The following is a 13457-nucleotide window of genomic DNA, read 5'->3' on the forward strand; positions in this document are numbered from 1 at the left end:
GCCCTCGGCGCTGAACGGCTGGTGGTGCTGACCGACGTCGAGGGGCTGTACGCGGACTGGCCGCGGAGCACCGAGGTGATCGACCGCCTGACGGCCGGTGAACTGCACGCACTGCTGCCGGAGCTCGCAAGCGGCATGCTCCCGAAGATGGAGGGGTGCCTGCGGGCGGTACGAGCGGGGGTCCGCAAGGCCCACGTCATCGACGGCCGGGTGCCGCACGCCCTGCTGCGCGGCGTCTTCGCCGAGGACGGACCGGGCACGACCGTGGTTCCGGACCCGGCCCCGGAGCGCGAGGCCGGGGAGGACCGCGCGTGACCGCCGACGACAGCACGAGACCGCTCACGGACCGCTGGCGAGCGGTCATGATGAACACGTACGGCACTCCCCCGCCGGCACTCGTCCGGGGCGAGGGCCGCGCGGTTCGGCCGGCTCCGGCTCTCACGGTGACGAACCATCAGGGCGACGAGCCGGTGCGGGCGCTGCCGGAGATCCTCGACGCCTGAGGCTCGGGACGCGGCCGTCTGGCCAGGACGGGCCCGGAGCCGTATCGGCTCCCGGGCCCCGTCCTGCGCATTCCTCATCTCACAGGGCGCAGGCCAGAACGCGTGCGTTGCGGCGGGGGTCCAGGGACTGGGCCCAGGCTGCCGGCGCCGTGCTCGGGCAGGCCGGTGCGAAGCCGTGCCGGAGGAAGAGGCGGCCACTGCCCGTCGTCGCCGTGAAGAGGGCCCGCAGGGACTGGCTCCGGGCCCTCGCCAGCGCGGCGTGCAGGAGCCGGGCTCCCACGCCGCACCCCTGCCGGTGCCCGGCGACGCAGAAGCTGTAGAGGACTCCGGTGGCGGGTCGGCCGGCCGGCGTGTCGGTGTGGTGGACACTCAGCCCGAGGCATCCTTCGAGGGTTCCGTCGGCGGCCTCGGCGACGAGGAAGTCACGTGCCTGACAGGCGTACTGAGCCTGCGTACGCTCGCGCAGCGCTCCCGAGCGCACGAACGGCCGGGAGAGTGCGGCGAGCCCGGCGGCGTCATCCGGCCGCGCGGGTCGAACGGAGAACGCGGGGAGGCCGGGCGAGCGGAGCGCGCGGGGCGACAGTGTGGCAGGGCGCGGCGTGGCCGTGATCAAGGCTTTCCTTCCTCGGTTCCACCGTGCGCGAAGGGAGGTTGGATCGCCGCGTGACCCCGGTGAAACGCTCGAACTAAGGCTAGCCTTACCTAACCGAATGGCCAAGTCGAGTCGTGTCCGCCGGCTCGCTCACAGCTTGTGGCCCTCCGTCGCCTCGCGTCCGTCCACGAACGTCGCCACTACCTCGATGTCACCGATCCGGGAGGGCTCGACGCTCCGCGGATCGTCGCCCAGCACGACGAAGTCGGCTCGCTTGCCCGGGCTGAGGCTGCCCGCGCTGTCGTCCCACCGGCAGGCGTAGGCGCCGGCGACCGTGTAGGCGCGCAGGGCCTCGTCGACGGTGATGCCCTCGTCCGGGCCGATCGCCCGGCCCGAGGTGGAGGCACGCTCGACCATGAACTGGACGGCCCGCAGCGGCGATCCGTCGGTGACGGGCCGGTCCGAGCTGCCGACGAGGGTGACTCCGTGGTCGAGGAAGCCTCGGCCCCGGTACATCCACGGAGCTCGCTGCGGGCCCATGATCGTCGCGTAGTCGTCGCCGAAGTAACGCAGGAAGTTGGGCTGGATCACGGCGCTGAGGCCGAGCCGGGCGAAGCGCGGGAGCTGGTCGGGCCGGATGAGCCCGGCGTGCTCGATACGGTGGCGCGCGTCGGGCCGGGGCCGCAGCGCCTGTGCCCGCTCCAGGGCGTCCAGGGCGAGGTCCGCGGCCCGGTCGCCGATGGCGTGGACGGCGAGCTGCCATCCGGCGAGGTGCCCGTCGACGATGAGAGAGGCGAGGCGCTCCGGGTCGTCCTGGAGCTGGCCCATGTGGGTCGTGCCTTCGTACGGGGCCGTGAGGGCGGCCGTACGCGCCATCATGCCGCCGTCGGTGTAGATCTTGAGCGCGCCGACGGACAGCCAGCCGTCGCCGAACCCGGTGCGCAGGCCGAGGTCCAGCCCACGGGGAATGCCGTCCCGCTCGTGCGCGCCGAGCGGCCGCAGGGTGTCGGCCCCCGGCATGAGCTGGACCCGCAGAGGCAGTCGGCCCTGGTCCCGGAGGAGTTGGTAGGCGCCGAGCTCGACGGGGCTGTGGCCGAGCAGGCCACCGCCGATGCCGGCCTCGGCGCAGGCCGTGATCCCCTCGGCGAGGCAGACGCGGCCGGCGTACTCGATCGCGTCGGCGAGCTCCTCCTGCGCGTACGGAAGGCTCAGCCGCCGTACGGCGCCCATCGCGCTCTCCACGAGGACGCCGTCCTCGTGGGGGACATCGGGCGGGAGCAGGTCGAGGACGGCGCTGTTGACCACGCAGGCGTGGCCGGAGTCGTGCATCACGAACACCCGGCGGCCGGGGCTGACCCGGTCCAGTTCGGCCGCCGTCAGATGCCGGCCGAGGGCGCGCTGGTCGTAGCCGCCGATGTGCACCCACGCGCCGGGCGCGCTCGTGCGGGAGGCCGCCTCCTCCACGACGGCGAGGGCGTCCTCGATCCTCTCGCAGCCGGCGATGCTCGGCGTGTTCGCCTTCAGTCCCGTCCACGCCAGGTGGACGTGGCTGTCGATGAACCCGGGCAGCACGGTGGCCCCTTGGAGGTCGACGACCTCGCGTGCGGGCAAGGAGGTCACGGCCTCGTCCAAGCCCACGATCCGGCCCTGCCAGATGCCCAGGTCGTGGGCGACCGGGTGGTCCGGATCCATGGTGAGGATGCGCGCGTTCGTGAGTCTCGTGCACAGCATCATGGGCGCTCCGTCCGTCCCTAGGAGGTTTCGGCGAGTACGGCGTCGGCGGCTTCGGTGCCCTGCGCGTCGCGCGCGCCGGCCTCCGCCTCGTACCGCCTGGGCGCGGCGGGCACCATCAGCGGGGTGCCGGTCTCGGGGTCGTCGATGATCCGGCAGCGCAGCCCGAACACGTCCTCGACGAGCTCGGCGGTCATGACGGTCGCCGGGTCGCCCTCGGCCGCGACCGTGCCGCCGGCCCGCATCACGATGAGGTGGGTGGCGTAGCGGCACGCCTGGTTGAGGTCGTGCAGGACCGCGACGACCGTGTGGCCCCTGCGTGCGTGCAGTTCGGCGCACAGGTCGAGCACCTCGACCTGGTGGGAGATGTCCAGGAAGGTGGTGGGCTCGTCGAGCAGGAGGAGAGAGGTCTGCTGGGCCAGGACCATGGAGAGCCAGACGCGCTGGCGCTGGCCGCCGGAGAGGTCGTCCACAGGCCGGTCGGCGAGTTCGAGTACGCCGGTCTGCCGCATCGCCTCGGTCACGGCGGCCTCGTCCTCGGTGGACCACTGCTTCAGCATCCGCTGGTGCGGGTAGCGGCCGCGCGCCACGAGGTCGCCGACCGTGATGCCGCCGGGCGCGTTGGACGACTGCGGGAGCAGCCCGAGCCGGCGGGCGACCTCGCGGGAGCGGTAGGAGGAGATGGCCCTGCCGTCGAGGTAGACCTGTCCCGCCTTCGGCGTGAGCATCCGTGACAGCGCCTTGAGCAGGGTGGACTTGCCGCAGGCGTTCGGCCCGAGGATCACGGTGAAGGACTGGTCGGGAATGTCCACGCCGAGGGAGGTGGCCACCGTCCGCTGGTCGTAGGAGAGCGTGAGGCCCTCGGCGCGCAGCCGGGGCGTCGGGGCGTTCACTTGTGTCATGCGCGGCTCTTTCGCGACTCGGTGATCAGCAGCCAGATGAGGTAGAGCCCGCCGATGGTCCCGGTCGCCGTACCCACGGGGAGGAGCGCGGGTGCGAAGACACGCTGCACGGCGAGGTCGCTCAGGGCGAGCAGGAAGGCACCCATGAGGGCGGACGGCAGGAGAACGGGGCCGGACGAACGGGTCACTCTGCGGGCCAGTTGGGGAGCGGCCAGGGCGATGAACACGATCGGGCCGGTCACCGCGGTGGCGAAGGCGGCCAGGGCGACGCTGATCACGAGCAGGGCCGCCCGCGTCCGGGTCACGTTGACGCCGAGGGCGGTGGCGATGCCGTCGCCCATCTCCACCATGGACAGGCGGCGGGCGAGGAAGAAGGCGAGCGGGAGCAGGACGACGACGGCGAGGCCGATGGTGTTCGCGTGGATCCACAGGCGGTTCCCGAGACTGCCGATCAGCCACGCCTGGGCCTCCAGCGCCTCCTGCCAGCTCGCCCGCGTGATCAGGTACGAGTTGAGGGCGAGGAGCAGGGCGCTGACGCCGATGCCGACCACGACCAGCCGGAAACCCTGCAGGCCCCGGCCCAGCATGAGAAGGGAGACGGCCGCGGCGGTGGCGAGTCCACCCACGAGCGCGCCGAGGGCGATCTGGGTCATGCTGCCGTTCAGGACGACGATGACGACCAGGGCCCCGGTGGCCGAGCCGTTGGTGAAGCCGATGATGTCCGGGCTGCCCAGCGCGTTGCCGGTCAGGCTCTGCAGGATGGCTCCGCTGACGGCCAGGGCGGCGCCGACGCACAGGGCGGTCACCAGCCGGGGCATGCGCAGGGTGTTGACGATGAAGTCCGCGGCTCCGGAGCCGTTGCCGAAGAGCGCCTGGAGGACCTCGCCGACGGAGAGTTCGAAGTCGCCGGTGGTGAGGGCGATGCCCATGAGCAGGACGAGCGCGGCGCCCAGGACGGCCGTGACGGCCAGGGCGCGGCCCTGGACCCGCAGGGACAGGCTGCCCTTTCTGCTACGGACGACCATCCCGGTGACGACGCGCGGCGTCGCGGCGGTCGCACGGTTCTTGACGGGGCGTGGATCAGGGGCGGATGCCTCTGACTCCCGTACGGCACTCACAGGGTCTCCTTGTTCTGCCCCAGGGCTGACGCCTGGGAGGTGTCCCCGTCTCCGCCGGCGAGACGCGGAGGTGCGGCTCCGGGGCCTGTCCTCGGCCCGGCTGCCTCGTGTGCGTCGCTCACAGCATCACCAGCTTCCGGCGACGGCACAGCGCGATGAACAGCGGGGCTCCGAGGAACGCGGTGACGATGCCGACCTGGACCTCGCCCGGGGATCCCAGGACCCGGCCGAGAACGTCGGCGCCGATCAGCAGAACGGGTGCGAACAGCATCGAGTAGGCCAGCATCCAGCGCTGGTCGGGACCCACGACGAACCGGGCGACGTGCGGGACGACCAGGCCCACGAAGGCGATGGGACCGGCCGCGGCGGTCGCCGCGCCGCACAGGAGCATCACGGCGACGGCGCCGAGCACCCGGGTCCGGCCGACGTTCACGCCCAGGGCTCGTCCCACCTGGTCGCCCATGGCCAGGGCGTTCAGGGAAGGGGCCAGGCCGAGCGCGAGGAGCAGGCCCACGACGACGAAGGGCAGGGTGATGAGGACGATGTCCGAGTTCCGGCCCGCCAGGGACCCCGCCGTCCAGAACCGGAACTGGTCGAAGGCGCGCGGGTTGAGCAGCAGTACCGCGGAGTTGAAGGCGAGGAGCACCGCCGTCACCGCCGCTCCGGCGACGACGAGCCGGTCGGGCGTCGCCAGCGTCCGCCCCGAGGAGCCCAGGACGTAGACGAGCACCGATGCCGCCGCGGCACCGAGGAACGCGAACCACACATAGCCCAGGGCCGTACCCACGCCGAAGAAGGCGATGGCCACGACGACTCCGGTGGACGCTCCGAGACTCACGCCGAGCAGCCCCGGGTCGGCGAGCGGGTTGCGGGTCAGCGACTGCATGAGCGCGCCGGAGAGTCCGAGGGCCACACCGACGAGCAGCCCGAGGAGGGTCCTGGGGATCCGGTACTCGTGGATGATGACCGAGGTCTCCGACCCGTCGGGCTGCCACAGCGCGTTCCAGGTGGAGGTGAACGGGATACCCCGGGTGCCCAGCCACACGCTGAGCAGTCCGACGAGGACCAGGGCCGCCAGGGTCGCGAGCAGGCCCAGGCCGCGCAGGGCGGCCACGGACCGACGGACTCCCGGCACGGCCGGGCCGCCCGCTCCGCTCCTGGGTGCCGCTTGGGTTCCGACCGACAACGACAACTCCCCCTGGCGGCGACACTCGTGCGGGACAACGCATGTGACGTGGCAACAGACAGCGACTTAGGTGAGGCTAACCGAACCGTTCGGCAGGGTCAACGCGTCGGTCCCGCCGGCGAGGCCGGCCGCCGCCGGCGGGCCGGGTGTGATGCCGACGGCAGCCTTGGCTGCCCACCTGATTAGAGTAGGCTTACCTAACTAATCGACGTCTTCGCGGAGGTACCGCATGCCCGTGGGGGGACCGAACGAGGGGGGCCCGACGGGGGGCCTCGTCCTCCGCAGAACGATCAGGGGTCAGCGCCGACGGGTCGTCGGGGCGTCGCTCCTCGGCATGGGCCACCAGGCGTGCGAGGCCCTTGTCCCCGTCGTGATCGGCGTCATCATCGACCGGGCCGTGTCCACCGGCTCCTCCGCCGCTCTCCTGCGCTGGCTGCTCGTCCTCGCCGTCCTCTTCCTCGTCCTGTCCACGTGTTACCGGACCGCCGCGAGGATCACCGACGGAGCGGGCGAACACGCGGCGCACGAGCTCCGCGTCGACCTCGGCACCAGGGTGCTCGACCCCCGTGGCGGAGCCGACGCCGGACGGCTGCCCGGCGCGCTCACGGCCGTCGCCACCGGTGACGCGACACGCGTCGGAGCGGTCGCGGCCGCCGTGCCGTACGCCGTGTCGGCGCTCACCGGGCTGGTCGTCAGCGCGGTGGCGCTGCTGCGCGTCTCGGTGCCGCTCGGCCTGCTCATCCTGCTCGGCGTCCCACCCCTGCTGTGGCTCGGCCACCGGATCAGCCGCCCCCTCGAAGAGCGCAGCGAGATCGAGCAGGAGCGTGCCGCGCACGCCTCCGGCGTCGCCGCCGACCTCGTCGCGGGGCTTCGGGTGCTGAAGGGCATCGGGGCGGAGGCCGCCGCCGTGTCCCGGTACCGGCGCACGAGCCAGGCCTCCTTGGCCGCCGCGCTTCGGGCCGCAAGCAGCCGAGCTTGGCACGACGGCGCGATCCTCGCCCTCACCGGCATCTTCATCGCGGCCATCGGCCTCGCCGGCGCCCATCTGGCCATGCGCGGCTCGATCAGCGTGGGCGAACTGGTGGCGGCCGTCGGACTCGCCCAGTACCTCCTCGGCCCCTTCCAGCTCCTCACGTACGTCAACGGGGAGTTGGCGCTCGGCCGTGCCTCCGCCGACCGGATCGCCGAGGTGCTCGCCTCGCCGCCCGCCGTCGCGACCGGACGGACCACGCTTCCCGATGCCGTCTTCGGAGAAGTCCGGCTGCGCGGTCTCGGGCACGGGGCCCTGCGCGGTGTCGACCTCGACATCGCCGCCGGCTCCGTCATCGGCGTCGTCGCGAAGGACCCGGCGGCGGCGCACGACCTGCTGCTCTGCCTGGGCAGGGAACTCGACCCCGCCGAAGGGGCCGTCGAACTCGACGGCGTACCACTGACCGAGCTGGACCCTCAGAGCGCCCGCCGCGCGATCCTCGTCGCCCACCACGACGCCGATCTGTTCGAGAGCAGTCTGCTCGACAACGTGCGGGCGGGGTCCGGCGCCGGGGAAGCCGACCTCGCGCCCGCCCTGGCCGCGGCCGCCGCCGACGACGTCGCGCGGGCGCTCCCCCAGGGCACGGCCACCGTCCTCGCCGAACGGGGCCGGTCCCTGTCCGGCGGTCAGCGCCAGCGGGTGGCCCTGGCCCGGGCGCTCGCCGCCGACCCCCCGGTGCTCGTCGTCCACGACCCGACGACCGCGGTCGACACGGTCACCGAGTCACGTATCGCCGCCCGCCTGCGGGAACTTCGGGACGGTCGTACGACGATCCTCGTCACCACCAGCCCCGCGCTGCTCGCCGCGACCGACCGCGTGGTGCTGCTCGACGACGGCGCCGTGGCCGCCGACGGCCGCCATCCGGAACTCGTCGCCTCCCACGAGACGTACCGCGCGGCGGTGCTGGCATGACGGCGCCTGTGAACGACGAAGGACGCGAGATGACCGAACCCCGTACGGCGGACCGCGGCACGAGCGGGGACCGCGAGTTGCTGCCCACCGCGACCGGCGCACAGACGTTCGCCGCCGTCCGGACGCTGTTGCGGCACCACCGGCTCCTGACCGTACTCGCGGTCACCGTGCTGGTCGCCGGCACGGGCATCGGCCTGCTCACCGCCCCGCTGCTCGGACGCGTCGTCGACCTCGTCGCCGCGCGGCGCGGCGCGGGCGCGCTGACGGTACCGATGGTGCTGCTCCTGGCGGTGGCCGTGGCCCGGGGCGTGGCGACCGCGATCGGCCAGTCGCTCGTCGCCCGCCTCGGCGAGACCGTCCTCGCGGACCTGCGCGAGCGGTTCGTCGGGCGGGCACTGCGCCTGCCCCTGGAACGTGTCGAGCGGGCCGGTTCGGGCGACCTGACCTCCCGGGTGACCGGCGACGTCACCGTCATCGCGAAGGCGGTGCGCCAGGCGCTGCCCGAGTTCGCCGCGGCGCTCCTCACCATCGCGCTGACGCTCGTCGGACTCGCCGTACTCGACTGGCGCTTCCTGCTCGCCGTCCTTCTGGCCGTGCCGGTGCACGTTCTGACGGTCCGCTGGTACATCCCGCGTGCCGCGTCGGTGTACGCCCGGCACCGGGTGGCGAGCGGCGCCCTGCAGCACCAGCTCCTCGACAGCGTCGGCGGTGTCCGCACCGTACGGGCGTTCCGGCTCACCGCCGGCCACGCGCAGGCACTTCAGCGGCGGTCCGGCGAGGCCGTCGACCTCGCGCTGCAAGGCATCCGGCTGGTCTCCGGCTTCTTCTCCCGTCTCAACGCGGGGGAGTTCATCGGTCTGACCGGCGTTCTGGCGACGGGCTTCTTCCTCGTGGACAACGGCTCCGTGAGCATCGGCACGGCGACCGCGGCCGCGCTCTACTTCCACAGCCTCTTCAATCCGATCAACGCCGCCCTGTTCCTCATCGACGACGCACAGTCGGCCGGCGCGAGTCTTGCCCGCCTGGTGGGGGTGTCGAACCTGCCCGTCGAGCCGGAGCCCGAACCGGGCACCGCGGAGAAGCCCGTGGACGGCTCGGTCAAGGTCTCCGCGCTCAGCCACGCGTACGTCGACGGGCACCCGGTCCTCAGCGACGTGGACCTGGACGTCCGCAGCGGCGAACGGGTCGCTCTGGTGGGCGCGAGCGGCGCCGGGAAGACCACTCTGGCGAAACTGGTCGCGGGCGTCCACGAGGCGTCCGGCGGTTCGATCGTGCTCGGCGGCGTCGAGGCCCGCGAGTTGGGCCCGGCCGGAGTCCGGCGCGCCGTGACGCTGATCAGCCAGGAGGTCCGTGTGTTCGCGGGGCCCCTGGCCGAGGATCTGCGGCTGGCGCGCCCGGAGGCCACGGACGAGGAACTGCGCACGGCGCTGGCCCGGGTGGAAGCCCTGGACTGGGTCGAAGCACTCCCCGAAGGTCTCGCGACGGTGGTCGGTGAGGGCGGGCACCGGCTCACGGTGACCCAGGCACAGCACCTGGCCCTGGCCCGGCTGGTCCTGGCGGACCCGCCGATCGCCATCCTCGACGAGGCGACCGCAGACGCGGGCAGCGCCGGCGCACGCGTCCTGGAGGCAGCCGCCGTACGGGCCCTGGAAGGCCGTACGGGCCTGATGGTGGCGCACCGCCTGCCCCAGGCCGCCACCGCCGACCGCGTCGTCGTACTCGACCAGGGCCGGGTCGCCGAGACCGGCACGCACGACGAACTCGTCGCGGCGGGCGGCCGCTACGCCGCCCTCTGGTCGGCCTGGTCCGACAGCCGCCGAGAGCCGCCGCGGGAGGCGTGAGCCGGCCGGCGGTCCCTCTTCGGGAACCGGCAGCGTCGGTGGAGGCCGGCAGCGGCATCATGATGGCACCGGGTGGCACCGATTGGTGCCACCCGGTGCCATTCCATGTTCCCCGAACCACATGAGCACGCACTGCGACCAGGGCCGCCTTTTCACGTTTCCGCAGGCAGGAGCGGTCATCCTCGAGCGCACCCCATGCAAGGTGCCACACAGACTTGCACATGGTGCCATCATGGTGCCATGATGACGCCATGGACCTCACCCCGTATGTCGACACCCTCCGCCGTGAACTGGCGGTGGCCGCCGAAGCCGGCGGGGCGGATGCCCGCGCGCTGGCCGAGCGGCTCACCGCTCCCCTGGAGTCGGCGACCCGTCTGACCATGCTCAATGTGCTCTCCGCCGCGATGGACGAGATCACCCGCGAGCTCGCCCCCGGCTCGGTCGACGTACGGCTGCGCGGGCTCGACCCCGATTTCGTGGTGACGCTGCCGCCCGCCGACGGCGGCACCACGGAGCCGGCCGCGCCCGTCGAACCGCTGAAGGCGCAGGCGCCCGCCGAGGGCGACGAGGGCGGCACCGCCCGCGTCAACCTGCGGCTGCCGGCCCACCTCAAGACACGCGCCGAGGAGGCCGCGAGTCGCGAGGGCCTGTCGGTCAACGCATGGCTGGTGCGCGCCGTGTCGGCGGCCGTCGACGGCGGCACCCGGCCGCGTACGACGGAGAAGACCCGGACCATCGGACAGAGCTTCACGGGCTGGGTGCGCTAGCCGCGCCCGCGCCCGCACGACTTCACCCACACCACGTCCCACCAGCGGGGACGCCCTGAAGACCCAAGAGGACGGGACAGCCATGCCTTCTTTCGACACTCCCGAACCGATCTCGGCCACGGCGCACGTGGAGGCCGGTTCCCTCCAGTTCACCGCGGGCGACCGCCTCGACACCGTCGTCGAGGTGCGCCCCCGCGACCCGAAGAAGGACCAGGACGTACGGGCGGCCGACCAGACCGAGGTCACGTACGCGAGCGGCGTACTGACCGTCAGGACGCCCAAGCCCCATCTGCTCGGCCTCGGCCGCACCGGCACCGTCGACGTGACGGTCGAACTGCCCACGGGCTCGCGCATCGACATGACCGGCGCCTGGGTCCAGGTGCTCGGCGAGGGCCGGCTCGGTGAGGTCCGCGTGAAGACCTCGTCCGGCGACGTCCGCCTCGACACCACCGGCCCGCTGAAGCTGACCGCGTCGCACGGCTCGATCACCGTGGACCGCATCGAGGGCACGGCCGAGATCACCACCAGCTCCGGCAGCCTGCGCGTGGGCCTCGTCGACGGCCCCGCCGTCCTGAAGAACTCGCACGGCACCACGACCGTCGGCGCCGCCACCGGCGAGCTGCGGGTGAGCGGCGCCAACGGCGACATCGAGATCCGCCGCGCCGAGGCCTCGGTCACCGCCACCACCGCCCACGGCACCCTGCGCGTGGACGAAGTGGCCCGCGGCACCGTCCAGTTGGAGACCTCCTACGGCGCCATCGATGTCGGCATCCGCGAGGGCACGGCCGCCTGGCTCGACGTCAGCTCGGGCTCCGGCCAGGTGCGCAACACGCTCACCGCGTCCGAGACCCCGGAGCAGACCGAGGACACCGTCAAGGTCCGCGCCCGCACCCGGTACGGCAACATCGACGTCCGCCGCGCCCGGGGCTGAGCACCGCCCCGCGAACTCCCCGCTCACCCACATCACTTCACCTTCGAACGGGAGGGCTCCATGCCTTCATCTGTCATGCCCACGCCCAGGCTGGGTGACGGTCCGCAGTCGTCCGCCGCCGTCTCCGCCGTCGGTCTGCGCAAGTCGTACGGCGACAAGACCGTGCTCGACGGCATCGATCTGCGTATCCCGGCCGGTTCCGTGTTCGCGCTGCTCGGGCCGAACGGCGCCGGCAAGACCACCGCCGTGAGGATCCTGTCCACGCTCATCGACGCCGACGGCGGGCAGGCCCAGGTCGCGGGCCACGACATCGCCACGTCACCGGACGGGGTGCGCGCCGCAATCGGCGTCACCGGGCAGTTCTCCGCCGTCGACGGGCTGATCACCGGCGAGGAGAACATGCTCCTCATGGCGGACCTGCACCACCTCTCCCGCAGAGAGGGCCGCCGCACCGCCGCCGAGCTGCTGCAGCGCTTCGACCTCGTCGACGCCGCGAAGAAGCCCGCCTCCACCTACTCCGGCGGCATGAAGCGCCGCCTCGACATCGCCATGACCCTGGTCGGCAACCCGCGGATCATCTTCCTCGACGAGCCGACCACCGGTCTCGACCCGCGCAGCCGCCACACCATGTGGCAGATCATCCGCGAGCTGGTCGCAGACGGCGTCACCGTCTTCCTCACCACGCAGTACCTGGAGGAGGCCGACCGGCTCGCCGACCGAATCGCCGTGCTCAACGACGGCAGGATCGCGGCCGAGGGCACCGCCGAGGAGCTGAAGCGGCTGGTCCCCGGCGGGCACATCCGGCTCCGCTTCTCCGACCCCTCCGCCTATCGGAGCGCCGCCCTCGCGCTGCACGAGGTCACCCTCCCCCACAGCGCCCTGCGCAGGGGAGGTACCCCCATCGACGAGGCGCTGTCGCTGCAGATCCCCAGCGACGGCACCCAGCGCGAGCTGCGCTCCATCCTCGACTGGCTGGACGCCGCCGGCATCGAGGCGGACGAGCTGACGGTGCACACCACCGACCTCGACGACGTGTTCTTCGCCCTGACCGGCGGCACAGACAAGCCCAAGGAGGCTGTCCGATGAGCTCCCTCTCCCTCGCCCTGCGCGACTCGTCCACGATGCTGCGCCGCAACCTCCTGCACGCGCGGCGCTACCCGTCCCTCACCCTGAACCTGCTGCTGACGCCGATCGTCCTGCTGCTGCTCTTTGTCTACATCTTCGGTGACGTGATGAGCGCGGGCATGGGCGGCGGCGCCGACCGCTCCGAGTACATCGCCTACGTCGTGCCGGGCATCCTGATGATGACCATCGGAGGCACCGTGGTCGGGACCGCGGTGTCCGTCTCCAACGACATGACCGAGGGCATCGTCGCCCGCTTCCGCACGATGGCGATCCACCGCGGGTCCGTCCTCATCGGGCATGTCGTCGGCAGTGTGCTGCAGTCGGTGGCCGGCGTGGTCCTCGTGGGTGCCGTCGCCGTGGCCATCGGCTTCCGGGCCACGGATGCCACGGCCCTGGAGTGGCTGGCGGCGTTCGGGCTGACGGCGCTGGTCGCCCTGGCGCTCACCTGGATCGCGGTCGGGATGGGCATGGTCAGCCCGAACGCCGAGGCGGCGAGCAACAACGCGATGCCGCTGATCGTCCTGCCGCTCGTCTCGAGCGCCTTCGTCCCGGTCGACGCGATGCCGGGCTGGTTCCAGCCGATCGCCGAGTACCAGCCGTTCACACCGGCCATCGAGACCCTGCGCGGGCTGCTGCTCGGGAGCGAGATCGGGCACAACGGGTGGCTCGCGGTCGCCTGGTGCCTGGCTCTCTCCGCACTCGGCTACTTCTGGTCGAAGGCGGTTTTCGACCGCGATCCGACGTAGCCGGGACGACCGCGCGGGCCGCCTCCCTCAGCTCGTCGACGCACGCCGCCGCCCGCCGAGAGGAATTCTCGGC

At 72.6% G+C, this 13457-nt stretch carries 12 protein-coding genes and 1 pseudogene; 8 read left to right on the top strand and 5 right to left on the bottom strand.

Annotation, left to right across the window (positions count from 1 at the left end; all coding sequences use genetic code 11):
• Nucleotides 1-315 (top strand): annotated as a pseudogene (locus HW130_RS30770) (acetylglutamate kinase); the annotation flags it as partial.
• Nucleotides 312-503 carry a hypothetical protein gene (locus HW130_RS30775; RefSeq protein WP_177153049.1) on the top strand — a complete coding sequence of 64 codons (192 nt, stop codon included), beginning with the start codon at nucleotides 312-314 and terminating at the stop codon, nucleotides 501-503. The pseudogene HW130_RS30770 and the gene HW130_RS30775, both read left to right, overlap by 4 nt.
• 79 nt (nucleotides 504-582) lie before the next feature.
• On the opposite strand, the gene HW130_RS30780 is transcribed toward HW130_RS30775, so the two are convergent.
• The 5 genes from HW130_RS30780 to HW130_RS30800 form a co-directional block, all read right to left on the bottom strand.
• The gene (locus HW130_RS30780) at nucleotides 583-1116 is read right to left on the bottom strand and encodes a GNAT family N-acetyltransferase (protein ID WP_375256602.1); all 534 of its coding nucleotides are present in this window, start codon (nucleotides 1114-1116) and stop codon (nucleotides 583-585) included.
• Nucleotides 1117-1245: 129 nt separating this feature from the next.
• On the bottom strand, nucleotides 1246-2826 hold the full coding sequence (locus tag HW130_RS30785) for an amidohydrolase (protein ID WP_177153066.1): 1581 nt from the start codon (nucleotides 2824-2826) through the stop codon (nucleotides 1246-1248).
• 20 nt (nucleotides 2827-2846) lie between these two features.
• Nucleotides 2847-3728, bottom strand: a complete 882-nt coding sequence (locus HW130_RS30790) for an ABC transporter ATP-binding protein (protein ID WP_177153050.1) — start codon at nucleotides 3726-3728, stop codon at nucleotides 2847-2849.
• Nucleotides 3725-4846 carry an iron chelate uptake ABC transporter family permease subunit gene (locus HW130_RS30795; protein WP_177153051.1) on the bottom strand — a complete coding sequence of 374 codons (1122 nt, stop codon included), beginning with the start codon at nucleotides 4844-4846 and terminating at the stop codon, nucleotides 3725-3727. Before HW130_RS30795 ends, HW130_RS30790 begins: the two co-directional genes overlap by 4 nt.
• Before the next feature lie 118 nt (nucleotides 4847-4964).
• Entirely contained in the window at nucleotides 4965-6032 is a 1068-nt protein-coding gene (locus tag HW130_RS30800) for an iron chelate uptake ABC transporter family permease subunit (protein ID WP_218184162.1), read from the bottom strand.
• A gap of 334 nt (nucleotides 6033-6366) precedes the next feature.
• Here HW130_RS30800 and HW130_RS30805 point away from each other — a divergent pair, with 334 nt between their 5' ends.
• From HW130_RS30805 to HW130_RS30830, 6 genes are all read left to right on the top strand, one after another.
• The gene (locus HW130_RS30805) at nucleotides 6367-7974 is read left to right on the top strand and encodes an ABC transporter transmembrane domain-containing protein (protein WP_375256603.1); all 1608 of its coding nucleotides are present in this window, start codon (nucleotides 6367-6369) and stop codon (nucleotides 7972-7974) included.
• Nucleotides 7975-8003: 29 nt separating this feature from the next.
• On the top strand, nucleotides 8004-9815 hold the full coding sequence (locus HW130_RS30810; RefSeq protein WP_177153054.1) for an ABC transporter ATP-binding protein: 1812 nt from the start codon (nucleotides 8004-8006) through the stop codon (nucleotides 9813-9815).
• Nucleotides 9816-10066: 251 nt separating this feature from the next.
• Nucleotides 10067-10582 (top strand): hypothetical protein, encoded by a 516-nt coding sequence (locus tag HW130_RS30815; RefSeq protein ID WP_177153055.1) that lies wholly within the window; start codon nucleotides 10067-10069, stop codon nucleotides 10580-10582.
• Nucleotides 10583-10664: 82 nt separating this feature from the next.
• The gene (locus HW130_RS30820) at nucleotides 10665-11513 is read left to right on the top strand and encodes a DUF4097 family beta strand repeat-containing protein (RefSeq protein ID WP_177153056.1); all 849 of its coding nucleotides are present in this window, start codon (nucleotides 10665-10667) and stop codon (nucleotides 11511-11513) included.
• Nucleotides 11514-11573: 60 nt separating this feature from the next.
• Nucleotides 11574-12599, top strand: coding sequence for an ATP-binding cassette domain-containing protein (locus HW130_RS30825; RefSeq protein ID WP_177153057.1), 1026 nt, complete (start codon nucleotides 11574-11576; stop codon nucleotides 12597-12599).
• Entirely contained in the window at nucleotides 12596-13384 is a 789-nt protein-coding gene (locus HW130_RS30830; RefSeq protein ID WP_177153058.1) for an ABC transporter permease, read from the top strand. The genes HW130_RS30825 and HW130_RS30830 overlap by 4 nt, the downstream gene beginning before the upstream one ends.
• Nucleotides 13385-13457: the final 73 nt, after the last annotated feature.

It is taken from the genome of Streptomyces sp. PKU-EA00015 (genome assembly GCF_013387495.1).
Taxonomy (GTDB): Bacteria; Actinomycetota; Actinomycetes; order Streptomycetales; family Streptomycetaceae; genus Streptomyces.